Genomic DNA, 24,910 nt, shown 5'->3' with positions numbered 1-24,910 from the left:
GCTGGCGGAGGGTGCTGACGGAGGCATGAAAAGGGCGCCCCGGAGTCGTTCCGGAGCGCCCTGGTGGGTCCTGGTGGGGCTGGTCGAGAGCCGTCAGCCGTTCTTGATGCGGTTCGTGAGCTCGGTGACCTGGTTGTAGATGGAGCGCCGCTCGGCCATCAGCGCGCGGATCTTGCGGTCCGCGTGCATCACGGTCGTGTGGTCGCGGCCGCCGAACTGCGCGCCGATCTTCGGCAGCGAGAGGTCGGTGAGCTCACGGCACAGGTACATGGCGATCTGCCGGGCCGTCACCAGGACGCGGCTGCGAGAGGACCCGCACAGGTCCTCGACGGTCAGACCGAAGTAGTCCGCGGTCGCCGCCATGATCGCCGAGGCCGTGATTTCCGGGGCCGAGTCCTCGCCGCCGGGGATCAGGTCCTTGAGGACGATCTCGGTGAGCCCGAGATCCACCGGCTGCCGGTTCAGCGAGGCGAACGCCGTGACCCGGATCAACGCCCCTTCCAGCTCACGGATGTTGCGCGAGATCCGCGACGCGATGAACTCGAGCACCTCCGGAGGCGCGTTGAGCTGCTCCTGCACCGCCTTCTTGCGGAGGATCGCGATACGCGTCTCCAGCTCGGGCGGCTGGACGTCCGTGATGAGGCCCCACTCGAACCGGTTGCGCAGCCGGTCCTCCAGGGTCACCAGCTGCTTGGGCGGCCGGTCGCTGGAGAGCACGATCTGCTTGTTGGCGTTGTGGAGCGTGTTGAAGGTGTGGAAGAACTCCTCCTGCGTCGACTCCTTGTCCGCGAGGAACTGGATGTCGTCGACCAGGAGGATGTCCATCTCGCGGTACCGCTTGCGGAAGGAGTCGCCCTTGCCGTCACGGATCGAGTTGATGAACTCGTTGGTGAACTCCTCGGAGCTCACGTACCGCACGCGCGTGCCGGGATAGAGGCTACGGGCGTAGTGCCCGATGGCATGCAGAAGGTGCGTCTTGCCGAGGCCCGACTCCCCGTAGATGAAGAGGGGGTTGTAGGCCTTCGCCGGCGCCTCGGCCACGGCGACCGCGGCGGCGTGGGCGAAACGGTTCGACGCGCCGATCACGAACGTGTCGAAGAGGTACTTGGGGTTCAGGCGCGCGGTCGGCTCCCCGGGACCCGCGGCCGGCGCGGGCTGCGCGGCCAGCGGGCTCGGGGCGCCACTGGGCAGACCGCGGCCGCCGCCGGGTCCGCTCGGACCACCGTCCTGGGCGTGGCGCCCGGTGTCCTGCGCGTGCCGGCCGCCGCCCATCGACGAGGTCTCTCCCGGCTCCCGCCGCTGCGGCCGATCGTGCGACCCGTGCGAGGACCTGGAGGAGTGCGGCCCGTCGTAAGAAGAGCGCTCCTCATAAGAAGCGCGCTCTTCGTAGGGTCCGCGGTCCTCGTAGGAGGGCCGCTCTTCATAGGAGGGGCGTTCCTCGTACGAGGTGGGTTCGGGCTGCTGGCCGTACCGGCCGCCGCCGCGCTCCGGCTCGTAGCCCTGCTGCTCGTAGGGCGGGCGCTCCTGCTGGCGGTAGTCGTGCTGCGGCTGCTGCGGAGGCGTCGCGTACGGGTCGCGCTCGGGGAAGCCGAGCCGCTGCTGCTGCCAGCTGTACTCGTCCTGCTGGGGGCGCGGCCAGGCGCCCGGCTGCGGGCGCTGGTAGTCGGGGTAGGCGGGACGCGCGGTGGGCAGCGGGTCCTCGCGGGGTGGCTGAGGTGCCTGGGGAGCCGCCTGCTCGCCGCGGCCGCCCGGCCCGTGCTCGTCCATGCCGCGCCGCTCGTACCCGCCCTCGTAGCTCTCGCGGCTGTCGCGGCTGTCGCGCTGCTCGTACGGATCGTGGCCCTGCCCCGGGGCGGCCGGCGGCTCGGTGTCCTCGTAGCGGTGCTGCTGGGGCTGGGGGGCGGCCGGTGCGGGGGCCTCGCCCACGGAGTCGTCGACGGTGATCGCGATCCGGATGGGGCGGCCGCACTCGCGGCTCAGGGTCTCGCTGACGACCGGGGCGAGCCGGCCCTCGAGTACGCCCTTGGCGAATTCATTGGGGACGGCCAGCAGCGCCGTGTCGGCGACGAGCGCCAAGGGCTGGCAGCGCCGGATCCAGTGTTCGTCCTTCGTCTCGACGCCCTGCCCGCGGCCTTCCCCGAGGAGTTGCTCCAGAACTCGTGGCCACACTGCGGCAAGATCGGCAGGTACGTCAGCCACAGGGCACGCTCTCTCGCTGGTCCCACGAACGTGTGGTTCTCGGGACGGATCGGGAAGAAAATCGGGTGGGGTGGGGGGAAGGGAACGAATCGGGGTCCGGCCACGGTAGTCAGCGCGACCGTTGCGGTTCAAGTTGTTGTCCCCAGCCTGTGGACAGTGTCCCTCACGCGCTGTCGGTTTGACCGGATGGCGTAGCCGCGCGTACCGTAACCAGGTCGAGTTGTCGATGGCTGCTGCCGCCTGCCTCCGATGGGCAAGGTCACGAACCGAGAACTGTTGCGGTACGTGTAGCGGTGCACTCGGGCGTATTGCGAGCTTCTCGTGGGCGCACGGTGACAGCCAGGCGATGTCCCGCCACCACCCGATTTCTTCTGGAGCCCCCGAGTGAGCAAGCGCACCTTCCAGCCGAACAACCGTCGTCGCGCCAAGACCCACGGTTTCCGCCTTCGCATGCGGACCCGCGCCGGTCGTGCGATTCTCGCCAACCGTCGTGGCAAGGGTCGCGCCAGCCTGTCCGCCTGATCTCGTAATCAGGTCATGACGTGCTGCCTACCGAGTATCGGCTGAGGCGGCGCGAAGACTTCGCGACCGCGGTACGTCGAGGACGTCGGGCTGGACGCCCGCTTCTCGTCGTCCATCTACGCAGCGGTTCAACGGACCCGCACGCGCCTGGGGAGAGCGTTTCCCCGCCGCGTGCGGGTTTCGTCGTGAGCAAGGCAGTAGGTGGAGCCGTCGTACGGAACGCGGTGAAGCGCAGACTTCGGCACCTCATGCGCGACCGAGTGGCTTCGTTGCCCCCAGGTAGCCTGGTAGTCGTACGCGCGTTGCCCGGAGCGGGCGACGCCACCCACGCACAGCTGGCCCGAGACCTGGACGCTGCACTCCAGCGGCTCCTGGGAGGGGGCGCGCGATGAAGTACCCACTGCTCGCCTTGATCAAGATCTATCAGTGGACGATCAGTCCGCTTCTCGGTCCGGTGTGCAAGTACTACCCGTCGTGTTCCCACTACGGCTTCACGGCCATCGACCGGCACGGTGCGATCAAGGGAACAGCCCTCACCGCCTGGCGCATCCTTCGGTGCAATCCGTGGTCGTCCGGCGGTGTCGACCACGTTCCACCGCGCAAGCGTCCGCGCTGGCACGAGATGCTCCGCAACGCCTTGCGCGGGGACAAGAAAGCGGCCCCCGTCGTTGACGGCGACAGACAGCCTGCCCAGGACACCCCGTCCACAGCGACCCCGCCCCATGCCCAAGGAGCCTGATCAGGGACATGATTTCCGATATCGTCAACGCGATTTCCGGCGTCTTCGCGTTTCTCACCTACCCGGTGTCCTGGGTCATCGTCCAGTTCCACAAGGTCTTCGGGGCCATCTTCGGGCCTGACTCCGGCCTGGCCTGGGGCCTGTCGATCGTCTTCCTGGTGGTGCTGATCCGCATCTGCCTGATCCCGCTCTTCGTGAAGCAGATCAAGGCCACGCGGAACATGCAGCTGCTCCAGCCGCAGATGAAGGCGATCCAGGAGCGCTACAAGAACGACAAGCAGCGTCAGTCCGAAGAGATGATGAAGCTGTACAAGGAGACGGGTACCAACCCGCTCTCCTCGTGCCTTCCCATCCTCGTGCAGTCGCCGTTCTTCTTCGCGCTGTACCACACGCTCTCGGGCATCGCCGACGGCAAGAAGGTCGGCGTCATCACGCAGTCGCTGCTCGACAGCGCGCAGAAGGCCCACATCTTCGGTGCCCCGCTCGCCGCGAAGTTCACGGACAGCGCCGAGGCCATCGCCAAGATGGGCGGCTCCTCGCTGACGGACGTGCGGGTCGTCACCGCCGTCATGATCGTTCTGATGTCGGCGTCGCAGTTCTACACGCAGCGCCAGCTGATGACCAAGAACGTCGACCTGACGGTGAAGACGCCGTTCATGCAGCAGCAGAAGATGCTGATGTACGTCTTCCCCCTGATCTTCCTGTTCATGGGCATCAACTTCCCCGTGGGTGTGCTCGTCTACTGGCTGACCACCAACGTCTGGACCATGGGTCAGCAGATGTACGTGATCAACCGGAACCCCACCCCGGGCAGCAAGGCCCAGGCCAAGATGCTCGAGGGTCTGCAGAAGCATGTCGTCACGCACAGCGCCACGCGGACCAAGCGCGAGAAGACGATCGTCAAGGCCATCGTTGCCAAGGGCCGCGACCGCAACGAGTACGAGCGCAAGTTCATCAACGGCCTGACCAAGGCCCAGCTGGCCGCCCAGGCGGACGGCACCGTGGTGAAGAGCACGGCCGCGACCGCGGTTCTGGACGAGGACGGTGCCCCCAAGGCCGCCGGCCCGCAGAAGCGCCAGCAGCCCAAGCGTCAGTCGAAGTCGCAGCGCCAGTCCGGACCCACGCAGGCCGACGACGCGGCCCCGGCCAAGACGTCGCTGGAGAAGAAGGACACGCCCGAGGACGCCGCCCCCAAGGCCAAGCAGGCCGGTGACGGCAAGCAGGCCGGCGGGTCCTCCAACGCTCGCAGCCGCGCCAAGTCCAACCAGCGCAAGGGCCAGCCGCCGCGCTCCAAGTCCTCGTCCAAGAAGTAAGCCTTGACCCAAGAAGGAGCCCCTCCAGTGACGGAAGGCACCACCTCTCCCGAGGGTGGCGACACCCTGACCCGCCTCGAGCAGGAGGGCGAGATCGCCGCGGACTACCTCGAGGGTCTGCTGGACATCGCCGACCTCGACGGTGACATCGACATGGATGTCGAGGCGGACCGTGCCGCCGTCTCCATCGTCGGTGACGGCAGCGGCCGCGACCTGCAGAAGCTGGTCGGCCGTGACGGTGAGGTCCTGGAAGCTCTCCAGGAGCTGACCCGCCTCGCGGTGCACCGGGAGACCGGGGACCGCAGCCGCCTGATGCTGGACATCGCCGGCTACCGCGCCCAGAAGCGCGCCGAGCTCACCGAGCAGGGTGCCAAGGCCGCGGCCGAGGTGAAGAACACCGGCGAGCCCGTCAAGATGAACCCGATGACTCCGTTCGAGCGCAAGGTCGTGCACGACGCGGTCAAGGCCGCCGGTCTGCGCAGCGAGTCCGAGGGCGAGGAGCCGCAGCGCTTCGTCGTCGTGCTTCCCGCCTGAGCGGTACGACGCTTCCCGGCCCCGTCTGTTCGCAGGCGGGGCCGATCTTTGTCAGCCTGTTAGTCAGCCACCCAGTGCGGTAGTGCGGTACGGAAGGACGGTCCCCGTGACGGAGGCAGCAGAACTCCCCCCGGCTCCGGAGCAGGCCCGGGCGGTCTTCGGCGACCGCTACCAGGACGCGGTCCGGTACGCGGAACTCCTCGCCGACGCGGGAGTGCAGCGCGGCCTCATCGGCCCGCGCGAGGTGCCGAGGCTGTGGGAGCGGCACATCCTGAACTGTGCGGTGCTCTCCGAGGTCGTCCCCGAGGGCGTCACGGTGTGCGACGTCGGTTCGGGCGCCGGCCTGCCGGGCATCCCGTTGGCCCTGGTCCGCCCCGACCTCAAGATCACACTGCTCGAGCCGCTGCTACGGCGGACGAACTTCCTCACCGAGGTCGTCGAGCTGCTCGGGCTCGACCACGTCACCGTGGTGCGCGGCCGCGCCGAAGAGGTCCTCGGCAAGCTGACGCCCGTGCACGTCGTCACCGCACGAGCCGTCGCACCGCTGGACCGTCTCGCGGCCTGGGGCGTTCCCCTGCTGCGTCCGTACGGAGAGATGCTGGCTCTCAAGGGCGACACCGCCGAGGAAGAGATCAAGGGCGCAGGTGCCGCTCTGAGCAAGCTGGGCGCGGTGGCGACCTCGGTCCTCCAGGTGGGCGAGGGAGTCGTCGACCCGCTGTCCACCGTGGTCCGCGTCGAGGTCGGCGAGAGCCCCGGCGGTGTGCGCTTCGCCGCCAAGCGCGCCAAGGCCGCCCGCACGGGTCGTGCCCGCCGCAGGCGCTGAGCTGCCGGCCGCCTGTACCGGGCGGCCTGTGGACGAGTACCGCTGATCCACTCTGACGAACAGCGGTACTCCACAAAAGCTGTCCCCCGTACGTATTTCGGGGTGTCGCGCCGGGTGGCATCGGCCTGCGGTGCATCGTGTTTCACGTGAAACGTCGCTCACTGCTGCAGGGCATCATCAGTCGCGGTCGCGCTGCGGCCACCCCTCGCGACCGAAAACCTCTGGGATCCCTCGCCAAGGGCATGGAGTTGTCCACAGAAGGGGTTTCATCCACAGAAGACAGGGCCTCGCTGGTTCTCGACCCCGAAGGCATGGGAGGCTCTGTTCATTGCGAGCCTGAAGTCGAGGAGAGTGAATCCTTGCGGTCCGACGCCAACATCGCGGGACCGATGACCGATCCGGTCCCCGGTCCCCGTACCGAGTCGGCGGGGGAGGATGTTTCACGTGAAACACCGCCCCCGATGGACGACACACCCATCGGTCGCGCTGCCCAACTGGCAGTGGAAGCTCTCGGTCGCGCGGGCGAGGGCCTGCCACGTCCCGAGCAGACCCGCGTCATGGTGGTGGCCAATCAGAAGGGCGGCGTCGGCAAGACCACGACGACCGTCAATCTCGCCGCTTCGCTCGCGCTGCACGGCGCCCGCGTCCTGGTGATCGACTTGGACCCTCAGGGCAACGCCTCCACGGCACTCGGCATCGACCACCACGCCGAAGTCCCCTCCATCTACGACGTCCTGGTCGACAGCAGGCCGCTCGCGGAAGTGGTCCAGCCCGTCTCCGACGTCGAAGGCCTCTTCTGCGCACCGGCGACGATCGACCTCGCCGGTGCCGAGATCGAGCTGGTCTCGCTGGTGGCACGCGAGAGCCGGCTGCAGCGGGCCATCCAGGCGTACGAGCAGCCTCTCGACTACGTCCTGATCGACTGCCCGCCCTCGCTGGGTCTGCTGACGGTCAACGCTCTGGTCGCGGGGGCCGAAGTGCTGATCCCGATCCAGTGCGAGTACTACGCGCTGGAGGGCCTGGGGCAGCTGCTGCGCAATGTGGACCTCGTGCGCGGGCACCTCAACCCGAACCTGCACGTCTCCACGATCCTCCTCACGATGTACGACGGACGCACCCGGCTGGCCTCTCAGGTCGCCGAAGAGGTCCGTACCCACTTCGGCAAAGAGGTTCTGCGTACGAGCATCCCGCGCTCGGTCCGCATCTCGGAGGCTCCTAGCTACGGCCAGACCGTGCTGACCTACGATCCAGGGTCGAGCGGTGCACTCTCGTACCTCGAAGCGGCGCGAGAGATGGCGCTGCGCGGGGTGGGGATCCACTACGACGCCCAGCAGGCCCACTCGGGCACGCAACTTGACCAGCAGAGCACGCCGGAGGGTATTCAATGAGCGGACAGCGGAGGGGACTGGGCCGAGGCCTCAAAGCCCTGATTCCGGCGGCTCCCACCCCTGAGGACTCGGTGTCCGCAGGCCCGGCGGGCGGCGTCTCGACGTCCACCAGCCCGCTGCCGACGCTGACACCGGAGCGCGGTGTCGCGGCGGCGAAGCTGGCCTCGCTCCCTCAGGCAGCCGTTTCGCGTGAGCAGACCACTGTTTCACGTGAAACGGAAGAGCCCGTGGCGCCGAGCGCTCCGGCCGCCGGCGCCGAGGCGTCCGAGGTGGCGTACTTCGCCGAGCTGCCGCTCGACGCGATCACCCCGAACCCGCGACAACCGCGCGAGGTGTTCGACGACGAGGCTCTGGCGGAGCTCGTGACCTCCATCAAGGAAGTCGGCCTGCTGCAGCCGGTCGTCGTACGGCAGGTCGGCCCCGAGCGCTTCGAGCTCATCATGGGCGAGCGGCGCTGGCGGGCCAGCCACGAGGCGGGGCTGGAGCGGATCCCGGCGATCGTCCGGGCCACCGACGACGAGAAGCTTCTGCTCGACGCGCTCCTGGAGAACCTCCACCGGGCCCAGCTGAACCCGCTCGAAGAGGCGAAGGCGTACGAGCAACTGCTCACCGACTTCAACTGCACGCACGACCAGTTGGCCGACCGCATCGGCCGCTCGCGTCCTCAGGTCTCCAACACGCTGCGGCTGCTGAAGCTGTCGCCGGCCGTGCAGAAGCGCGTGGCCGCGGGCGTGCTGTCCGCCGGACACGCCCGTGCCCTGCTGGCGGTGGAGGACTCCGAGGAGCAGGATCGCCTCGCCCTGCGCATCGTCGCCGAGGGACTCTCGGTGCGGGCCGTCGAGGAGATCGTGACCCTGATGGGCTCGCACTCCAAGAGCACGGCGCGGGCCAAGGGGCCCCGGGCCGGGGCCCGGGTCTCCCCGGCGCTGAACCAGCTGGCGACGCGGCTGTCGGACCGCTTCGAGACGCGCGTGAAGGTCGACCTGGGCCAGAAGAAGGGCAAGATCGTCGTCGAGTTCGCCTCGATGGAGGATCTCGGCCGCATTCTCGGCACGCTGGCTCCGGGCGAGGGTCCGGTGCTGCAGAACGGCCTGCCGGAGACGGCGGAGGCCGACGACGAGGCCTGAGTCACCCCTCGCTCGACAAGGCGGGCCGTGTCCGGTGTGTACCGGAACACGGCCCGCTCTTTGCTTTCTTACGGTATCGGTGGAATCTCATCGTGGTTACGATGCGACGGGGAAGGACGGAGCCATCCGGTAGCACCTCTTAGGGGAAGCAGTGGTCATGCGATCGGTGAGTCGCAGCGGACTGGTGACCGCAGGTCTCGGCCTGGGAGCTGTCGGCGGTTTCGTCGGCGGTCTGCTCAGGGAACGGAGCACTCTGACCGCCGCCCGGGCCGCGGCGGGAGAGGAAAGCGAGGAACTGTCTTCATGGGGCGTCGCCTCTTACCGCTCACGCTGGACAACCTTCCGGACCTTCCCAAGCGCTGTCGCTCGTGCGTCTTCTGGGAACTGGACCCCGTCAGCGGCGAGGCAGCGGTAAAAGCCGGTACCCCGGGGCTGGAGAAGGAAGCCTGGATCTCCGCGGTTCTCCTCGAGTGGGGCTCCTGCGGCCGCGTGGTCTACGTAGACGACAACCCGGTCGGCTACGTGCTCTACGCCCCGCCCGCCTACGTGCCGCGCTCCACGGCGTTCCCGACAAGCCCCGTGTCCCCGGACGCCGTCCAGTTGATGACCGGCTGGATCGCGCCGAGCCACCAGGGCCAGGGACTGGGCAGAGTCATGGTGCAGACCGTCGCCAAGGATCTGCTGCGCCGCGGCTTCAAGGCCATCGAGGCATTCGGCGACGCGCGGTGGAAGGAACCCGCCTGTCTCCTCCCGGCGGACCATCTGCTCGCAGTCGGCTTCAAGACGGTGAGGCCCCATCCCTCGTATCCACGACTCCGGTTGGAACTGCGCACGACGCTCTCCTGGAAGGAAGACGTCGAGATGGCGCTGGACCGCCTGCTCGGGGCAGTGCAGAAAGAGCCGGCGCTGCGCCCCCTGTGAACGCCGAAGGGACCAGCCCGCAGGGCTGGTCCCTTCGTGTTTCACGTGAAACATCGGCTGCCGACCACAAACGGCGGCGCGTCGCCTTACTCGGCGATGAACTCCTCGAGGTCACGCACGATGGCGGCCTTCGGCTTGGCACCGACGATGGTCTTGGCGACCTCGCCACCCTGGTACACGTTCAGGGTCGGGATCGACATGACGCCGTACTTGGCGGCCGTGCCGGGGTTCTCGTCGATGTTGAGCTTGACGATCTCGATCTTGTCGCCGTACTCAGCCGCGATGGCCTCGAGCGACGGCGCGATCTGGCGGCACGGACCGCACCACGCGGCCCAGAAGTCCACCAGGACGGGCTTGCCGCTCTTGAGGACGTCCTCGTCGAAGGAGTCGTCCGTCACGTTCTTCAGGTTGCCGGCCACAGCTGGCTCCTCTTTTTCTCGGGGGGAATGCGGGAGGGGAGTTCTGGGGTCAGACGTTCGCGGTCTGGGTCTGCTCGGGCTCGGTGGCCTCGCCGTCGGCGAGCGCGGCGAGGAAGCGCTCGGCGTCGAGGGCGGCGGAGCAGCCCGTGCCGGCCGCCGTGATCGCCTGGCGGTAGGTGTGGTCCACGACGTCACCGGCGCCGAAGACACCCGTCAGGTTGGTGCGCGTCGAGGGAGCCTCGACCTTCAGGTAGCCCTCGTCGTCGAGTTCGAGCTGGCCCTTGAAGAGCTCGGTGCGCGGGTCGTGGCCGATCGCGATGAACAGACCCGTGACGGGCAGCTCGGAGGTCTCGCCCGTCTTCAGGTTGCGCAGCGTGAGGCCCTCGAGCTTCGGGTCGCCCTTGACCGCGGCGACCTCGCTGTCCCACACGAACTTGATCTTCGGGTCGGCGAAGGCACGCTCCTGCATGGCCTTGGAGGCGCGCAGGGTGTCGCGGCGGTGCACGATCGTCACGGACTTGGCGAAGCGCGAGAGGAAGGTCGCCTCCTCCATCGCGGTGTCGCCACCACCGATCACGGCGATGTCCTGGTCCTTGAAGAAGAAGCCGTCACAGGTCGCGCACCAGGAGACGCCACGGCCGGAGAGGGCGTCCTCGTTGGGCAGACCGAGCTTGCGGTGCTGGGAACCGGTGGTGACGATGACGGCCTTCGCGCGGTGCACGGTGCCGGCGGTGTCCGTCACGGTCTTGATCTCACCGGTGAGGTCGACGGCCACGACATCGTCCGGGACGAGCTCGGCGCCGAAGCGCTCGGCCTGGCCGCGCATGTTGTCCATGAGCTCGGGGCCCATGATGCCTTCCTGGAAGCCCGGGAAGTTCTCCACCTCGGTCGTGTTCATGAGCGCGCCACCGGCGGTGACGGCGCCTTCGAACACAAGCGGCTTCAGCGACGCGCGCGCGGTGTAGAGCGCCGCCGTGTAGCCGGCGGGCCCGGAGCCGATGATGATCACGTTACGGACGTCGCTCACGGCTGGATTCCTCGTCTCTGCGGGACTGCTGCTTACTGCCGGGGGGAGCCTTTTCTCCGGACTCTCACCCCACCCAACGGATCCTACGGGGCGTGCATTCCCCACGTGTCCGAGCGCACGTCGGGAGTGCGTTCGGACCGGGTCAGCCGCGGTCGTAGGAGTGGGTGTACAGCAGCTCGCCCGGTGTCGCCGAGGACTTCTCCGCGCAGGAGGCGTCCACCACGAAGGCCGTGACCCGGTGCTCCGGGTCGGTCTTGTGGGGCAGCACGACGAGGTACGCCTTCTTCCCCTGGTACGTGCCCTGCTCGGACGCCAGGGGAGCTTCGGTGCGGTGGGTCCCCCGCTGGACGCAGGGCGGCACGTCGTCCGACGCGAGCTTCGGGATCGGGGAGTCGGACCGCGGGGTCTTGGGCCCGCTGTCCTGGGTGCTCAGGGAGCGGTCCTGGGCCTTGCGGTCGAGGAGCTCGGTGACCTTGTTGCCGAGCGTGCCCGCAGCCAGGGTTCCGGGGGCCGGCGCCTCGGTCGCGGCCGGTGACTTGTGCGCGGTGGTCGGACCGCCTCCGCCACCGCTCTGCAGCAGAAGTGTCCCCATCCCGATCGCGGCGACCGTGAGCACCGCACCGATGGCGGCCGTGGTGCGCCGGCGGACGCGGCGGGTCTTGCGGCCGGGCCCGGTGCTGGTGCTGCGGGCATGTCCGGTGGGACGGTCGGCGGACCGTGCCGTGTCGGGCGTTGTTTCACGTGAAACACCGACGGTTTCACGGACGGGTTCCTCGAGCCCGTCGCGCCCCGCGTGCTGATCGTCGCCGGGTGCGAGCGTGTCGAGGAAGGCCTCTGCCGCGAGCGCCGCGTCGATGCGGCCCGCGATGTCCTCGGGCATCCGGGGCGGGCCGGGCAGGGTCCCGAGCATGCCGCGGATCTCCTGCAGGGACGTGTAGACGTCCGCGCAGAGCGGGCAGCCGTCGAGGTGGCGCCGGATCTCCGTCGTTCGGGACGGCGGCAGCAAGCCTTCGGTGAGATCGGAGATCTCCGTGACCTCAGGGTGCTCCGCCGTGCCGGTCGTGGAAGTCACGCTCGTCCACCTCCGCCCTTCACCGCAGCCGAATCATTGGGTCCCGCCTTGCCCGGAGGCCCCGCTGCAGGTGGGACGGATGTCCCCTGCGTCCGGTTCCGTCCGGCCGGCGGGTTCTCTCCGTCGCCCTTCCCGCTCCGCTCGGCGCGGAGGTGGGTGAGCAGGGGCAGCAGTTTGGCGCGGCCGCGTGCGCAGCGGCTCTTGACCGTGCCGGTGGGGACGTCGAGGACCTGTGCGGCTTCCGCGACCGGGTAGCCCTGCATGTCGACGAGGACGAGTGCCGCGCGCTGATCGGCCGGGAGCGACCGCAGGGCCGCCAGCAGCTCTCGGTGCAGATCGGCCCGCTCCGCGGGAGCCTCCGCAGACTCGTGCGGCTCCAGGAGCTGTTCCAGGCGCTCGGTGTCCTCCATGGGCGCCGTCCGGCGGGAGGCCGTCTTGCGGGCCCGGTCCAGGCAGGCGTTCACGGTGATCCGGTGCAGCCAGGTCGTCACCGCAGACTGCCCACGGAAGGTGTGAGCGGCGCGGTAGGCGGACACCAGGGCGTCCTGGACCGCGTCAGCCGCCTCCTCCCGGTCGCCCAGGGTACGCAGCGCGACGGCCCACAGCCGGTCCCGGTGCCGCCGCACGAGCTCGCCGAACGCGTCCTTGTCCCCCGCGACATGACGGGCGAGAAGGTCCTGATCGCTCGCTTCGCCGTAGGCGTCGTCCACTGCCGAACCCCCTCCCCCTGGTGTCCTGCTCCGTCAGCCGGTGAACTTCACTTCCGTGATGCCCTGCTTGTACCCGGCGCCGCTGTAGCCGTCCTGGCCGGCGTGCGGCAGCGCGGTCAGCCAGACGAGCACGTAGCGGGTCCTGACCGGCTTGTCGGCCTTGATCTCCGCCGAGTCCTTCAGCGTCTTTGCCTGAGGGCCGATCTGCTTCAGGCCACTGACCGCTCCCGGGCTGAGGGAGTCGGAAGCGTACAGCGACACGGTCGTGTGGTCACCGCTGTAGCGCAGTCCGATCGTCGCCGCCGACACGTCCTTGGCGGAGCCCAGGTCGTAGACGATGCCGACGCCCGGCTTTATGACCATCTTCGGACCGTCGAGGAAGGACTTCGTGCGCCAGAACGTGGAACGGTCCCCGTCGTAGGTCTTGCCGACCTCGCCCGCGGCCTGGGCGCTGCCCTCGGCCACGTACTCCTGGGCACCCGAGACCGCGAGCGGCGCGGCGGGCTTCTTCTCGCCCTTCTCGCCGCCGTCCGTGGTGTGCGTCGTGTCCGTGCCGTCGTCCTTGCCGCGATCCATGAGCGCGTCCGCCAACTGCCAGCTGCCCAGTCCCAGCGCGGCGATGAGCAGCGCCGAGACGGCCCACTTGAGGGCCTTGCCGGTGCGGCTCTGCAGCGGGGGCGGAGGCGCCGGCACGGGCTGGGTGGCGACACCGGTGCGGCCGTAGTTGCCCTGCTGGTACGTGGTCCGCTGGTACTCGGGCGGCGCCGTGAACGCGGGCTCCGGCGGGCGGATCTTCGGCATCTCGCCGATCGCCTTCACCAGGTCCTCGGGCGTCGTGCACGGAGGCTCCTGACGGGACGCCGTCGCCCCGTCGTTGGCGAGCGCGCGCATGGCGAGCTCGGCGAGACCGCGGTGGACACCGGCCCGCACCTGGTCCGGCGCGATGAGACCGACGCCCTTGGGCAGCCCCGACAGGCCGTACGCGTCGTTCTCGTAGGGCCAGCGCTGGGTCAGGGAGGCGTAGAGGAGCGCGCCGATGGCCTCGGTGTCGGTGCGCTGCGGGGTGTCGGAGGAGATGCCGCGCAGCGCCGCGTTCACGGCGAGGCCGCGGATCCGCCACTGGCCGGTGGAGGTGCGCAGCACGGCGCTCGGCGTCAGGCGCAGATGGGCGAGGCCCTCACGGTGCGCCGCCGCCATGGCGAACGAGACCTGGCTGACCATCTGGTAGGCGTCGTGCGCCTCCAGGGAGCTCGCGGCCAGCAGCGCGGTCAACTCCGTGGCGTCGGGCAGCCACTCGTGGACGACGTAGACGAGCTCGTTCTCCTCGACCGCGTCCAGGACCTGGACGAAGCGAGGGTCACCGAGGAGGGCCGACGAACGGGCCGCCGCGAGCACCGAGCGGGCTCGCGGATGGTCGGCCGGCAGCAGGTGCACGCCGACGGCACGCCGCAGCTTCTCGTCGACCGCACGCCAACTGCTGAAACCGTCCAGACGGGTGACACATTCTTCGAGTCGGTAGCGTCTGGCGAGCTTGTGGCCGCTGTGCAACTCGGGTGGCGAGGACGTGGCGGGGCTCAGGTGCGTGCCCGTCTCCGCGGTGTCCGCGGCCTCCTCCTGCGCCGGTGCGTCCTGCTCTTCGGTCTTGGCCACCCCGTCGGCCGTCGCCTGTTCCGCCTTGTCCGTCTCGGCGGTCAGCGGCTCGTCGCCACTGTTGTCGGCCACGTCGACGGCAGCCGTGCTCCGTTCCGCCACCGTCGTTCCTGCCTCCCCATCCGTTGCACTCACTCCGACGCCAAAGCCAATTGTGCCCACAGTCCGACGCTATGCACGACACGCGGTGCTCGTCGAAGGTTGTAGGCGCATCCGGCCGACTAGCGACCGAGGCGACCGCGGACCATCCCGACCATCGAATTCAGCTCCTCGATGCGCATCTTGCGGGCCGCCACGTAGACCACGGCGAGCAGCGCCGCGCCACCGACGACCAACGCCGCGATGGAACCGAACACGCCGTGGCCGAGCACCTCGGTGAGCGCGTACCCGATTCCGCCGCCGATGACCGCCGCGGGCACGGATGCGAGGCAAAGTCGTGCGTAGGTCCGCACGACCTGGCGGCCGTCGAGGTCGCCGCCGAGCCGCTTGCGCAGGCGCTTCCAGGCGATGCCGACGCCGATCGCGTAGGCGAGACCGTAGGAGAGGGCCATACCGACGACCGCCCACTTGGCGGGCAGGATCAGGTAACAGACGCCCGAGGCCGCCGCGTTGACGGCCGCCACGATGACCGTGTTGTAGAAGGGCGTCCGGGTGTCCTCGTAGGCGTAGAAGCCGCGGAGCACGACGTACTGCACGGAGTACGGGATCAGGCCGAGGCCGAACGCCATGAGGATGTAGCCCATGGACTGGGCAGCCTCGATGCCGCTGGAGCCGAAGAGCAGGGTGCACATCGGGACGCCGAGCGCCACGAACATGAAGGCCACCGGGACGATCGCCACCGCGGAGGTGCGCAGACCCGAGGAGATGTCGTCGCGGACCGCACCAGGGTCGCCGTCGTGGGCCGAGCGCGAGATGCGCGGCAGCAGCGCGGCCATGACCGAGACGGTGATGATCGCCTGCGGCATGCCCCAGATCAGCTGGGCGTTCATGTAACCCATGATTCCCGCGCCCGGAGCGCCCGAGGCCTCGCCCGCTGCCGTCGCGAGCTGGGTGACGACCAGGACGCCTGCCTGGTTGGCGAGGACGAACAGAACGGTCCACTTGGCGAGCCGTACGGCCTTGCCGAGACCATGGCCCTTCCAGTCGAAGCGCAGACGGAAGCGGAAGCCGGTCTCGCGCAGGTACGGGATCATCGCCAGGGCCTGGACGACCAGACCGAGCAGCGTGCCGACACCGAGGAGGCGGACCCCCTCCGGCGGGATGTTGTGCACCGTCATGTTCGAGTCGGCCGCGGTCCCGTAGACCCACAGGAACAGGCCGAACGTGGTGATCATGACGATGTTGTTGAGGACCGGGGTCCACATCATCGCGCCGAACTTGCCGCGCGCGTTCAGGATCTGACCCATGACCACGTGCACGCCCATGAAGAAGATCGTGGGCAGGCAGTAGCGCGCGAAGGTGACACCGACGTTGTTGGCCGCCGGGTCGTCGGCGACCGAGGTCGACATCAGCTTGATGAGCAGAGGCGCGGCGAAGACGACGATCGCGGTGATCGCGGCCAGCGCGACCATGACCAGCGTCAGCAGGCGGTTGGCGTAGGCCTCTCCGCCGTCCTCGTCCTCCTTCATGGAGCGGACGAGTTGCGGCACGAACACCGAGTTCAGGCCGCCGCCGACGGTCAGGATGTAGATCATCGTCGGCAGCGTGTACGCGACGGTCCAGGTGTCACCGAGCAGACCGGCGCCGAGCGCGGCGGTGATGATCACGGTCCGGACGAATCCGGTGAGGCGGGAGACGAGCGTGCCCGCCGCCATCACCGCGCTCGACTTCATGAGGCTCGCGGCTCGGCCCGCCTTCTTCGGCGCGGCGGCCGGTGCGGCCGCCGGCGTGGGGGCGGGCACCGTCGCCTTGCCGAGGTACTGGGTCTGGTCGTCGACCGGAGGCCCGGCGGCGGCACGGCCGCCGCTGTAGCCCGGCTGCTGGTCCCGGAACAGGTGCGCGAAGGCGTCCGGCTCCTCGCGCTCCTCACCGGCCTGCGTCACGAGGTCGTCGACGCCCACGAACTGCGTCGTGCGAGCGTCGTCGCCGTAGGGGAGGTACTGGGTGGGGCCCTCCGGCTCCGGCGCGGGCGTCTGGGCCCACACCCGGGGGTCGGGCTGGTACTGGTTCGCGGGCGGCGGGTCGTACAGCGGCTGCGACTGGTACGTGCCCGGGGGCGGCGGCGGGTGCGCGGCGCGGTCGTACAGCGCCTCGGTCACCGGGTCCTGGGCCGCGAGATCGTTCGCGCGGTACGGGTCCTGGTCGTAGGCGTCCTGCAGATAGGCGTCCTGCGGATACGCGTCGGGAGCGGGCTGGGGCGGCGGCACCTGCCCGCCGGTCCCGTGGGCCTCGGTGCGCGGGTGGCCATCGCCCGAGGCAGAGCCGCCCGAGCCCTGGCCACGGTCACCGTTGTACGGCGCGTTCATGGATACCCCACCTCATCGTCCCCGGCCCACCGGCCACGACATCGCTCAACGGTCCACTCTCTCACCCGGGCCCGACGGGGCCGTGCTTTCCGAAGCGGTGTCAGCGGTCGGGTCACTCGCCTGCTGCGGAACCTGTGCCTGGGGGGCGGAGCCCGGCGCCTCCTCGGAGGCGCCGTCGGCCTCCTCCGGCGCCTCGCCCTGCGGTGCGTCCTCGCCGACGCGGTCGGCGACGGCTCGCTTGCGCTGGATGTACATCCGGAAACCGGCCAGGACCAGCAGCAACACACCGCCCGCGATGACGAGCATCACGGTCGGGGTGATCTCCGTGACGTCGACCTTGAAGTCGAGCTCCTCGCCGTACGGCTGGCCGTCCTCGGTGTAGAGCTGCGCGTGGACGGTGATCGGACCGGTCGCCTTGGCCGTCGTGGTGAACTTCACGGACTGGCTGTGGCCGCTCGCGATCGTCACCACCTTGTCCTCGAAGTCGTGGTCGCCGATCTTCAGGCGGGTGCCGTTGTCGGAACGCAGGCGCAGGACGAGGTGGTCGACGTCCTGCCACAGGTTGTTCTGGACCGACACCGGGATGGTCGCGCTGCGGCCGGAGAGCCGGACCGTGGACTTCTCGATCAGTTTGACCTGGCCGGTCGACTCCGACAGATATGTCGAGACACCGTCCCGGAAGGACCGGGAGTCCTTGGCCCGGCCGCGCCAGGACGTGGACATCTCGCGGTCCATCGCCCGGCCGAACGGCGTCACGACGCGGGACTCGTCGGTCAGGACGACCTTGAAGTTCTCCAGATCGCGCTGGGTGGCGGCGATCTGCTCGAAGGCGGGCCGGGAGAGCTCCTGGCGGCGCAGTGACGACGGGTAGGACCGCGTCGAGGGGACGCGGGTCGTCGCGCCCGGGTCGGGCTTGGCCTTGGCCGCCGCGCTCAGGGACTGGGACTGGGACCAGCCGCTGTCCTGCAGGTCCTGTACGGCCCGGGCCATCGCCTGGGCCTGGCTGGCCGACGGCATGCGCTGCGGGGCGATCACGACGCTGCGCTGCTTGTCGGTCTGCATGTTGAGCATCAGGCTCTGGGCGAGGAACTCCTGGACGGCCAGCGTCGCGTTCTCCGCGCCCGTCATGTCGCCCCGGAAGGCCGTGGAGAGGCGCGCGTCGCTGACGATCGCCGTGGCGCCGCCGCCGATGGGACGCGCGGCCGACGGCGTGTACTGCAGGTTGCCCGCCTCACGGAGACTGTCGCTCCGCGCGATGATCTTGTCGGCGCCGGCGGACGTGGCGACCTTCACGACGTCCGGGTCGAGGGCGCCCTCGGCGGGCCAGGCGTAGGACGTGTCCGGCCGCACGTGCAGCACCGTGTCCACGGTCGCCACGGCGGCGTCCGTGGCCGCCTTGAGGTGGCCGAGCGAGCCGCCGACCTTCGTGCCGGAGTGCGCCAGCGAGGCCAGGTCGGGATCGGCGAAGGGCAGCGTCACGACCTTCTGGTCGCGCACCGCCGTCTCCAGCTGCCCCAGCCACTCCTTGGCGACGGCCTGGTCCTTGCCGGACGTGAGCTTCCCGTCCGCGCCCTTGATCTTGTACGACTCGGTCATCGCGTCGACCGACGCCAGGAGATCGGGGTCGATCACCCACGTGACGTCGAGCTCGCTGCCCAGCGCCAGCATCTGCTGGAGCCGCCCGCCGGGGCCGATCTCCTTCGCCAGGCTGTCGTCGTCGAAGACCGGCGTCTGCTCCTCGTTCGTGCCCGTCTCGGCCGTGAGGTGCGTGTCGGAGATGAGCGGCCACAGGACCGTCGTCCGGGTCCGGGTGTCGGCGCCGCCGGGCTGCCAGGGCAGGAACGTCCGCTGGATGCCGAGCGTCTGCTGGAACCGCTGCGCGGCCGTCTGCCCCATGAGGGCGACGCTGATCTGGTAGACGCCGTCGGCGCCCAGGTGCAGCTGCTTGACCGGTACCGAGAGGGTGAAGTCCTGCGGGACCCCGGGGTCGAGCCGCGAGAACTTCTGCGCGTACTTGCTCGCGACCTCCGTGCCGTCCGGGACGCCACCCGTGGCGCGCTGCGCTGCGCCGTCGATCGCCGAGCGGCCGCCGTAGGACGTGCCGACCCGCAGACCCACGTGGGCGTCGGTCACGGCCTGCTTGCCCTTGTTGGTGACCCGGCCGCGGACGGTGACCGTACCGCTGTCGTCGGGCGCGGTGGGCGAGAGGGAGGTCACGGCGACATCGACGGTGTTCGTCCCCGTGGCGGCGGCGGTCACGGCCGCGGGGGACGCCGCCCGGGCCGCGGTGGCACCGGGCAGCAGGGGCAGCGCCGCGAGCAGCGGCGCGGCGGCCAGTGCCGCTCCGGTGCGCCGCAGCAGTCGGCGGGCAGGAGAGGGATTCATCCCTGGGAAGTCTGCCGCCTCGGCCACGCGCTCGTCCGTCCCTCGTCGTCGTCAGTGGTCGCAGATGTGTCCACGCATGGTAACGAGGCGCGCTGTGGCTCAGTGCCTGGGTCCGCCTTACAAGATCGTGGAGACAGGGTAGGGGCGTGGCGGGTCCGGTCGCGCCACCGCCCCGGCAAACGGTTCGGCCGGGGGTGCCGGGGACACGTACCCTGTCCTGTTGTGCCGAACGCCAATGAAGACAACGCCAGTGCCCTGAGCGAGGTGCAGCACCGCGCCGTCAGCGAGCTGCTGCGGGTTTCGCCCGTCGCCGACGAGCTCGCCCGCCGATTCCAGGAGGCCGGGTTCTCTCTCGCCCTGGTCGGCGGCTCGGTACGCGACGCGCTGCTCGGCCGGCTCGGCAACGACCTGGACTTCACCACCGACGCCCGCCCCGAGGACGTCCTCAAGATCGTCCGTCCCTGGGCCGACGCGGTGTGGGAGGTCGGGATCGCCTTCGGGACCGTCGGCTGCCAGAAGGACGCGCGGGTCGACGGCGTCGACCAGAGCTTCCAGATCGAGGTCACGACCTACCGCTCCGAGGCCTACGACCGCACCTCGCGCAAGCCCGAGGTGTCCTACGGCGACTCCATCGAGCAGGACCTGGTCCGCCGCGACTTCACCGTCAACGCGATGGCCGTCGCGCTGCCCGAGAAGACCTTCGTCGACCCGCACGGCGGCCTCGAGGACCTGGCCGCCCGGGTCCTGCGCACGCCCGGCACGCCCGAGGAGTCCTTCTCCGACGACCCGCTGCGGATGATGCGCGCAGCCCGCTTCGCCGCGCAGCTCGACTTCGAGGTGGCTCCCGACGTCGTCACGGCGATGACGGAGATGGCCGACCGCATCGAGATCGTCTCCGCGGAGCGGGTCCGGGACGAGCTGAACAAGCTCATCCTCTCGGCGCACCCGCGCAAGGGCCTCACCCTGCTGGTCGACACCGGCCTGGCCGACCGAGTTCTGCCTGAGCTGCCGGCCCTGCGGCTGGAGCGTGACGAGCACCACCGGCACAAGGACGTCTACGACCACACGCTGATCGTGCTCGAGCAGGCGATGGCGCTGGAGACGGACGGTCCGGACCTGACGCTGCGTCTCGCGGCCCTGCTGCACGACATCGGCAAGCCGCGCACCCGCCGCTTCGAGAAGGACGGCCGCGTCTCCTTCCACCACCACGAGGTGGTCGGCGCCAAGATGACGAAGAAGCGCATGACCGCGCTCAAGTACTCCAACGAGCTGGTGAAGGACGTCTCGCGCCTCGTCGAGCTGCACCTGCGCTTCCACGGGTACGGCACGGGCGAGTGGACCGACTCGGCCGTGCGCCGGTACGTGCGCGATGCGGGCCCGCTGCTGTCGCGCCTGCACAACCTCACCCGCTCCGACTGCACGACGCGCAACAAGCGCAAGGCGAACGCGCTCTCGCGGGCGTACGACGGGCTCGAGGAGCGCATCTCGCGGCTCCAGGAGCAGGAGGAGCTCGACTCCATCCGCCCGGACCTGGACGGCAACCAGATCATGGAGATCCTGGACGTCCGCCCCGGCCCGGTGATCGGCCAGGCGTACAAGTTCCTGTTGGAGCTGCGTCTGGAGAACGGTCCGATGGAGTACGACGCGGCCGTGGCGGCTCTCAAGGAGTGGTGGGCCGAGAGCTCGCAGGGCTGAGCGCACACCGGCGGACGGGGCGTTGTTTCACGTGAAACAACGCCCCGTGGCATGTCCGGAGTCGGCCTTCAGGGGGCGGGCGCTTTCAGGAGTCGTGGTCGCGCGGCGATGTTTCACGTGAAACAACGTCCTCGGATCGGCGCCCGAAGCGGGCCATCGCCCCGCAGACCGCTCCGTACAACACCGCGACGAGAACCACGAGAGGGACGGAGCGGCCGTCGGGCGGGAGCATCAGTGCCGCGACTCCGGCGGCTCCGACGAACGAGATGTTGAACAGCACGTCGTAGACGGAGAAGATCCGGCCCCGGAAGCCGTCGTCCACCGAGGACTGAATGAGGGTGTCCGTGGCGATCTTCGCGCCTTGGGTGGTGAGTCCGAGGACGAAGGCGGCCACCAGTATCGGCGGCGGTTCGAAGGCGAGGCCGAGGGCGAGCTCCAGGACGGCGGCGACGCCCGCGCAGATCGTGATCCAGCCGCTCGGTCCGAAGCGCCCGGCCGCGGCCGGGGTGACGACGGCCGCGGCGAAGAAGCCGGCCCCCGACACCCCCACGGCGAGGCCGAGCAGGGCCAGCCCTTGGGACTCCGTGGACGACCAGGCGTACCGGCACAGCATCAGCACCATGACGAGCAGGGCGCCGTAGCAGAACCGCATGACGGTCATCGCGGCCAGAGAGCGCGTCGCGGCGGGGCGGGAGGTGAGGTGCCGCACTCCGGAGAGCAGGTCTCGCGCGGTCCCGGCCAGGGCGGCCCGCAGCCGGGGCTGCACCAGCTCGGGATCGGGGCCGAGCAGCTCGGCGTCCATGGAGAGGGACGCGAGCGCCGCGCAGAGATAGAGGAAGGCGCCGAGCAGGACGACGGCCGCGTCGGAGTCCGAGGCGATCAGACGGACGCCGAAGGCCAGGCCGCCGCCCAGCGTCGCGGCGAGGGTGCCGGCGGTCGGGGAGAGCGAGTTCGCGACGACGAGACGGTCGTCGTCGACCACGCGCGGCAGTGCGGCCGAGAGCCCGGCGAGGACGAAGCGGTTGACCGCCGTCACGCACAGGGCCGAGGCGTAGAAGAGCCAGTCCGGGGAGTGGATCAGCATCAGAACGGCTGTCGCGGAGGCGAGCAGCACGCGCAGGAGGTTCCCGTAGAGGAAGACCTGGCGGCGGCGCCAGCGGTCCAGCAGAACGCCGGCGAACGGCCCCACGAAGGAGTACGGGAGGAGCAGGACCGCCATCGCCGAGGCGATCGCGGTGGGCGAGGTCTGCTTCTCCGGAGAGAAGACGACGTACGTGGCGAGCGCGACCTGGTACACGCCGTCGGCTCCCTGGGAGAGCAGTCGCAGCGTGAGCAGGCGCCGAAAGTCGCGCAGGCGCAGCAGGAGGCGCAGGTCACGGACGACAGCCATGGGGCACAGCCTCACATACGAGGAAGGCCCCCGGAGGCACGACGTGTGCGATTCCGGGGGCCTGCACAGCCCTCAGGCCGCGGGTGCTCTGCACGTTGCATGTTTCACGTGAAACACCCGCCTGGGGAAGGTCAGCGCTCGACCTCGCCCTTGATGAACTTCTCGACGTTCGCGTAGGCCTCGTCGTCGAAGTACTGAACCGGCGGGGACTTCATGAAGTACGAGGACGCGGAGAGGATCGGGCCGCCGATGCCGCGGTCCTTGGCGATCTTCGCGGCGCGCAGGGCGTCGATGATGACACCCGCCGAGTTCGGGGAGTCCCAGACCTCGAGCTTGTACTCCAGGTTCAGCGGGACCTCGCCGAAGGCACGGCCCTCGAGGCGGACGTACGCCCACTTGCGGTCGTCGAGCCACGCGACGTAGTCGGACGGGCCGATGTGGACGTTCTTCTCGCCCAGCTCACGGTCGCGGATCTGCGAGGTGACGGCCTGGGTCTTCGAGATCTTCTTCGACTCGAGGCGGTCACGCTCGAGCATGTTCTTGAAGTCCATGTTGCCGCCGACGTTGAGCTGCATGGTGCGCTCGAGACGGACACCGCGGTCTTCGAACAGCTTCGCCATCACGCGGTGCGTGATGGTGGCGCCGACCTGCGACTTGATGTCGTCACCGACGATCGGGACACCGGCCTCGGCGAACTTGTCCGCCCACTCCTTGGTGCCGGCGATGAAGACCGGGAGGGCGTTGACGAACGCGACCTTGGCGTCGATGGCGCACTGCGCGTAGAACTTCGCGGCGTCCTCGGAACCCACGGGCAGGTAGCAGACCAGAACGTCGACCTGCTTGTCCTTGAGGACCTGGACGACGTCGACCGGGGCCTCGGGGGACTCCTCGATCGTCTCGCGGTAGTACTTGCCGAGGCCGTCGAGCGTGTGACCACGCTGGACCTGGACGCCCGAGTTCGGGACGTCGCAGATCTTGATGGTGTTGTTCTCGGAGGCGCCGATGGCGTCGGCCAGGTCGAGGCCGACCTTCTTCGCGTCGACGTCGAACGCGGCGACGAACTCGACGTCACCGACGTGGTAGTCGCCGAACTGGACGTGCATGAGGCCGGGGACCTTGGTCTCCGGGTCAGCGTCCTTGTAGAACTCGACGCCCTGCACCAGCGAGGCGGCGCAGTTACCTACGCCGACGATGGCTACGCGAACCGAACCCATTCCGGTTGCTCCCTGTGTGTACTGGTGAAGTCCTGATCGGACTTCACATGGCGGTGTCGTCGGACGGATCCGGCCGGGTGCTGTCCCGATGCCGGGGCAGGCCGCCCGTCTCTCCAGATGTGTCCTGCTGAGCTGCGTCCCCCGGACCCGACCGTTGCTGGTCGCGACCCGCGCGCTCGCTCTCGATGAGCTCGTTCAGCCAGCGCACTTCGCGCTCCACGGACTCCATACCGTGGCGCTGCAGCTCGAGCGTGTAGTCGTCCAGGCGCTCCCGGGTGCGGGCGAAGGAGAGGCGCATCTTCTCGAGACGCTCCTCCAGCCGGCTGCGACGTCCCTCGAGGACGCGCATCCGCACGTCGCGCGATGTCTGCCCGAAGAAGGCGAATCGCGCGGCGAAGTGCTCGTCCTCGTACGCATCGGGGCCGGTCTGCGAGAGCAGCTCCTCGAAGTGCTCCTTACCTTCCGCCGTCAACCGGTAGACGATTTTGGCGCGACGTCCTGTGAGCGGGGCCGCAGGAGCGTCTTGGGGACCGGCACCCGACTCCTCGATCAACCAGCCGTTGGCGACCAGCGTCTTGAGGCAGGGGTAGAGGGTCCCGTAACTGAAGGCTCGGAAGACCCCCAGCGACGTGTTGAGTCGTTTGCGCAGCTCATAGCCGTGCATCGGGGACTCGCGGAGCAGTCCGAGGACGGCGAACTCGAGAATGCCGGAACGCCGGCTCATGTCGCCTCCTCGCTGCCGCGGGCCTGTGTATCGACTCTTTATGTCGAGCTGATGTATCGGCTCGATACATCCTGACGATAGAACGAGGTCACGGTTGGGACAAGAGGGATCACGGTGAACGGCGTCACATCACCGATTCGTAGGAAGCAACTTGCCTGATTTGGGGTGAACTTCGCCTCTCGGTGGGTTTTGACGGTGCGTAGTCTGTCCGCCATGCAGACCACCGGGAACCAAGTGATGCCTGAGGGCGTCGTCGTCCCCGGTGGAGTACGGGTGAGTGCCGGAACGGGCTCGTCCGTAGTTCGGGGGGACCGGAAACCAGCCGCCGTCCAGGTGCGACAGCCGCACCTGCCCTAGGAGTAGTCGTTCGATGAGCGAGCACCGTCGCAAGCCCCCGCAGCCGCAGGGCGGCGGGCGCGCCGCGGCCCGTCGCGGAGCATCCGGAGCATCGTCTGGGCGTGGGGGGGGGGGGGGGGGGGCGCGAGGGCGCCGGGCCCGGGACGGTGGGGGGGGGGGGGGGGGGGGGGGGGGGGGGGGGGCGGGGGGGGGGCGCGGCGCGGGGGGGGGGGGGGGGGGGGGGGCGGGACAATGAG

General features: G+C 69.4%; 21 protein-coding genes. 10 read left to right on the top strand and 11 right to left on the bottom strand.

The window, feature by feature from the left end; all coding sequences use genetic code 11:
* Positions 1 to 93: 93 nt before the first annotated feature.
* The gene (dnaA, locus tag ACIBTU_RS04620; RefSeq protein WP_399124412.1) at positions 94 to 2,199 is read right to left on the bottom strand and encodes a chromosomal replication initiator protein DnaA; all 2,106 of its coding nucleotides are present in this window, start codon (positions 2,197 to 2,199) and stop codon (positions 94 to 96) included.
* Positions 2,200 to 2,583: 384 nt separating this feature from the next.
* Here dnaA and rpmH point away from each other — a divergent pair, with 384 nt between their 5' ends.
* The 9 genes from rpmH (at position 2,584) to ACIBTU_RS04575 (ending at position 9,566) form a co-directional block, all read left to right on the top strand.
* On the top strand, positions 2,584 to 2,721 hold the full coding sequence (gene rpmH / locus ACIBTU_RS04615) for a 50S ribosomal protein L34 (protein WP_006381191.1): 138 nt from the start codon (positions 2,584 to 2,586) through the stop codon (positions 2,719 to 2,721).
* Between the two features lie 20 nt (positions 2,722 to 2,741).
* The gene (gene rnpA, locus ACIBTU_RS04610; RefSeq protein WP_188337967.1) at positions 2,742 to 3,113 is read left to right on the top strand and encodes a ribonuclease P protein component; all 372 of its coding nucleotides are present in this window, start codon (positions 2,742 to 2,744) and stop codon (positions 3,111 to 3,113) included.
* Positions 3,110 to 3,460 (top strand): membrane protein insertion efficiency factor YidD, encoded by a 351-nt coding sequence (yidD, locus tag ACIBTU_RS04605; RefSeq protein ID WP_399124411.1) that lies wholly within the window; start codon positions 3,110 to 3,112, stop codon positions 3,458 to 3,460. Before rnpA ends, yidD begins: the two co-directional genes overlap by 4 nt.
* Positions 3,461 to 3,468: 8 nt before the next feature.
* Positions 3,469 to 4,773, top strand: a complete 1,305-nt coding sequence (gene yidC, locus ACIBTU_RS04600; RefSeq protein WP_399124410.1) for a membrane protein insertase YidC — start codon at positions 3,469 to 3,471, stop codon at positions 4,771 to 4,773.
* 27 nt (positions 4,774 to 4,800) lie between these two features.
* Complete coding sequence (locus tag ACIBTU_RS04595) at positions 4,801 to 5,307, top strand: protein jag (protein WP_399124409.1); 507 nt, start codon at positions 4,801 to 4,803, stop codon at positions 5,305 to 5,307.
* 106 nt (positions 5,308 to 5,413) lie between these two features.
* The gene (gene rsmG / locus ACIBTU_RS04590; RefSeq protein ID WP_399124408.1) at positions 5,414 to 6,130 is read left to right on the top strand and encodes a 16S rRNA (guanine(527)-N(7))-methyltransferase RsmG; all 717 of its coding nucleotides are present in this window, start codon (positions 5,414 to 5,416) and stop codon (positions 6,128 to 6,130) included.
* Between the two features lie 311 nt (positions 6,131 to 6,441).
* On the top strand, positions 6,442 to 7,518 hold the full coding sequence (locus tag ACIBTU_RS04585) for a ParA family protein (protein ID WP_399124816.1): 1,077 nt from the start codon (positions 6,442 to 6,444) through the stop codon (positions 7,516 to 7,518).
* Positions 7,515 to 8,645: a ParB/RepB/Spo0J family partition protein gene (locus ACIBTU_RS04580; RefSeq protein WP_399124407.1), complete on the top strand. Its 1,131-nt coding sequence runs from the start codon at positions 7,515 to 7,517 to the stop codon at positions 8,643 to 8,645. The genes ACIBTU_RS04585 and ACIBTU_RS04580 overlap by 4 nt, the downstream gene beginning before the upstream one ends.
* 303 nt (positions 8,646 to 8,948) lie before the next feature.
* On the top strand, positions 8,949 to 9,566 hold the full coding sequence (locus ACIBTU_RS04575) for a GNAT family N-acetyltransferase (protein WP_188337961.1): 618 nt from the start codon (positions 8,949 to 8,951) through the stop codon (positions 9,564 to 9,566).
* Positions 9,567 to 9,652: 86 nt separating this feature from the next.
* On the opposite strand, the gene trxA is transcribed toward ACIBTU_RS04575, so the two are convergent.
* From trxA to ACIBTU_RS04540, 7 genes are all read right to left on the bottom strand, one after another.
* Positions 9,653 to 9,985: a thioredoxin gene (gene trxA / locus ACIBTU_RS04570; protein ID WP_399124406.1), complete on the bottom strand. Its 333-nt coding sequence runs from the start codon at positions 9,983 to 9,985 to the stop codon at positions 9,653 to 9,655.
* Positions 9,986 to 10,034: 49 nt separating this feature from the next.
* Positions 10,035 to 11,012 carry a thioredoxin-disulfide reductase gene (gene trxB, locus ACIBTU_RS04565; protein WP_399124405.1) on the bottom strand — a complete coding sequence of 326 codons (978 nt, stop codon included), beginning with the start codon at positions 11,010 to 11,012 and terminating at the stop codon, positions 10,035 to 10,037.
* Between the two features lie 142 nt (positions 11,013 to 11,154).
* Positions 11,155 to 12,084, bottom strand: coding sequence for an anti-sigma factor family protein (locus ACIBTU_RS04560; protein WP_399124404.1), 930 nt, complete (start codon positions 12,082 to 12,084; stop codon positions 11,155 to 11,157).
* On the bottom strand, positions 12,081 to 12,794 hold the full coding sequence (gene sigM, locus ACIBTU_RS04555) for an RNA polymerase sigma factor SigM (RefSeq protein ID WP_399124403.1): 714 nt from the start codon (positions 12,792 to 12,794) through the stop codon (positions 12,081 to 12,083). The genes ACIBTU_RS04560 and sigM overlap by 4 nt, the downstream gene beginning before the upstream one ends.
* Before the next feature lie 33 nt (positions 12,795 to 12,827).
* Positions 12,828 to 14,546: a protein kinase family protein gene (locus ACIBTU_RS04550; RefSeq protein ID WP_399124402.1), complete on the bottom strand. Its 1,719-nt coding sequence runs from the start codon at positions 14,544 to 14,546 to the stop codon at positions 12,828 to 12,830.
* A 119-nt stretch (positions 14,547 to 14,665) separates the two neighbouring features.
* Positions 14,666 to 16,909: a murein biosynthesis integral membrane protein MurJ gene (gene murJ / locus ACIBTU_RS04545; RefSeq protein ID WP_399124401.1), complete on the bottom strand. Its 2,244-nt coding sequence runs from the start codon at positions 16,907 to 16,909 to the stop codon at positions 14,666 to 14,668.
* A gap of 45 nt (positions 16,910 to 16,954) precedes the next feature.
* A complete protein-coding gene (locus ACIBTU_RS04540; RefSeq protein WP_399124400.1) occupies positions 16,955 to 19,294 on the bottom strand; it encodes a DUF6049 family protein in 2,340 nt (779 codons plus the stop codon).
* Between the two features lie 222 nt (positions 19,295 to 19,516).
* Between ACIBTU_RS04540 and ACIBTU_RS04535 the strand changes: the two genes are divergently transcribed.
* Positions 19,517 to 20,989, top strand: a complete 1,473-nt coding sequence (locus ACIBTU_RS04535) for a CCA tRNA nucleotidyltransferase (protein ID WP_399124399.1) — start codon at positions 19,517 to 19,519, stop codon at positions 20,987 to 20,989.
* 85 nt (positions 20,990 to 21,074) lie between these two features.
* Here ACIBTU_RS04535 and ACIBTU_RS04530 read toward each other — a convergent pair whose 3' ends face one another.
* The 3 genes from ACIBTU_RS04530 to ACIBTU_RS04520 all read right to left on the bottom strand — a co-directional run bounded on the left by ACIBTU_RS04530 (position 21,075) and on the right by ACIBTU_RS04520 (position 24,317).
* Positions 21,075 to 22,379: an MFS transporter gene (locus tag ACIBTU_RS04530; RefSeq protein WP_399124398.1), complete on the bottom strand. Its 1,305-nt coding sequence runs from the start codon at positions 22,377 to 22,379 to the stop codon at positions 21,075 to 21,077.
* A gap of 131 nt (positions 22,380 to 22,510) precedes the next feature.
* Positions 22,511 to 23,593 (bottom strand): inositol-3-phosphate synthase, encoded by a 1,083-nt coding sequence (locus ACIBTU_RS04525; RefSeq protein ID WP_399124397.1) that lies wholly within the window; start codon positions 23,591 to 23,593, stop codon positions 22,511 to 22,513.
* A 43-nt stretch (positions 23,594 to 23,636) separates the two neighbouring features.
* Complete coding sequence (locus ACIBTU_RS04520; RefSeq protein ID WP_399124396.1) at positions 23,637 to 24,317, bottom strand: helix-turn-helix transcriptional regulator; 681 nt, start codon at positions 24,315 to 24,317, stop codon at positions 23,637 to 23,639.
* Between the last annotated feature and the right edge of the window lie 593 nt (positions 24,318 to 24,910).

The organism is Streptomyces sp. NPDC050145 (assembly GCF_044460245.1).
Lineage (GTDB): Bacteria > Actinomycetota > Actinomycetes > Streptomycetales > Streptomycetaceae > Streptomyces.
Note: the sequence above shows the minus strand (reverse complement) of the source record. Positions and strands in the feature narration are given on the sequence as shown.

Bases quoted from the DNA above. Each gene is read 5' to 3' on its own strand.
- ACIBTU_RS04575 (WP_188337961.1), top strand. From the start codon at position 8,949: ATGGGGCGTCGCCTCTTACCGCTCACGCTGGACAACCTTCCGGACCTT.
- ACIBTU_RS04585 (WP_399124816.1), top strand. From the start codon at position 6,442: ATGGGAGGCTCTGTTCATTGCGAGCCTGAAGTCGAGGAGAGTGAATCC.
- ACIBTU_RS04540 (WP_399124400.1), bottom strand. From the start codon at position 19,294: ATGAATCCCTCTCCTGCCCGCCGACTGCTGCGGCGCACCGGAGCGGCA.
- ACIBTU_RS04525 (WP_399124397.1), bottom strand. From the start codon at position 23,593: ATGGGTTCGGTTCGCGTAGCCATCGTCGGCGTAGGTAACTGCGCCGCC.
- ACIBTU_RS04520 (WP_399124396.1), bottom strand. From the start codon at position 24,317: ATGAGCCGGCGTTCCGGCATTCTCGAGTTCGCCGTCCTCGGACTGCTC.
- ACIBTU_RS04580 (WP_399124407.1), top strand. From the start codon at position 7,515: ATGAGCGGACAGCGGAGGGGACTGGGCCGAGGCCTCAAAGCCCTGATT.
- yidD (WP_399124411.1), top strand. From the start codon at position 3,110: ATGAAGTACCCACTGCTCGCCTTGATCAAGATCTATCAGTGGACGATC.
- murJ (WP_399124401.1), bottom strand. From the start codon at position 16,909: ATGAACGCGCCGTACAACGGTGACCGTGGCCAGGGCTCGGGCGGCTCT.
- yidC (WP_399124410.1), top strand. From the start codon at position 3,469: ATGATTTCCGATATCGTCAACGCGATTTCCGGCGTCTTCGCGTTTCTC.
- ACIBTU_RS04530 (WP_399124398.1), bottom strand. From the start codon at position 22,379: ATGGCTGTCGTCCGTGACCTGCGCCTCCTGCTGCGCCTGCGCGACTTT.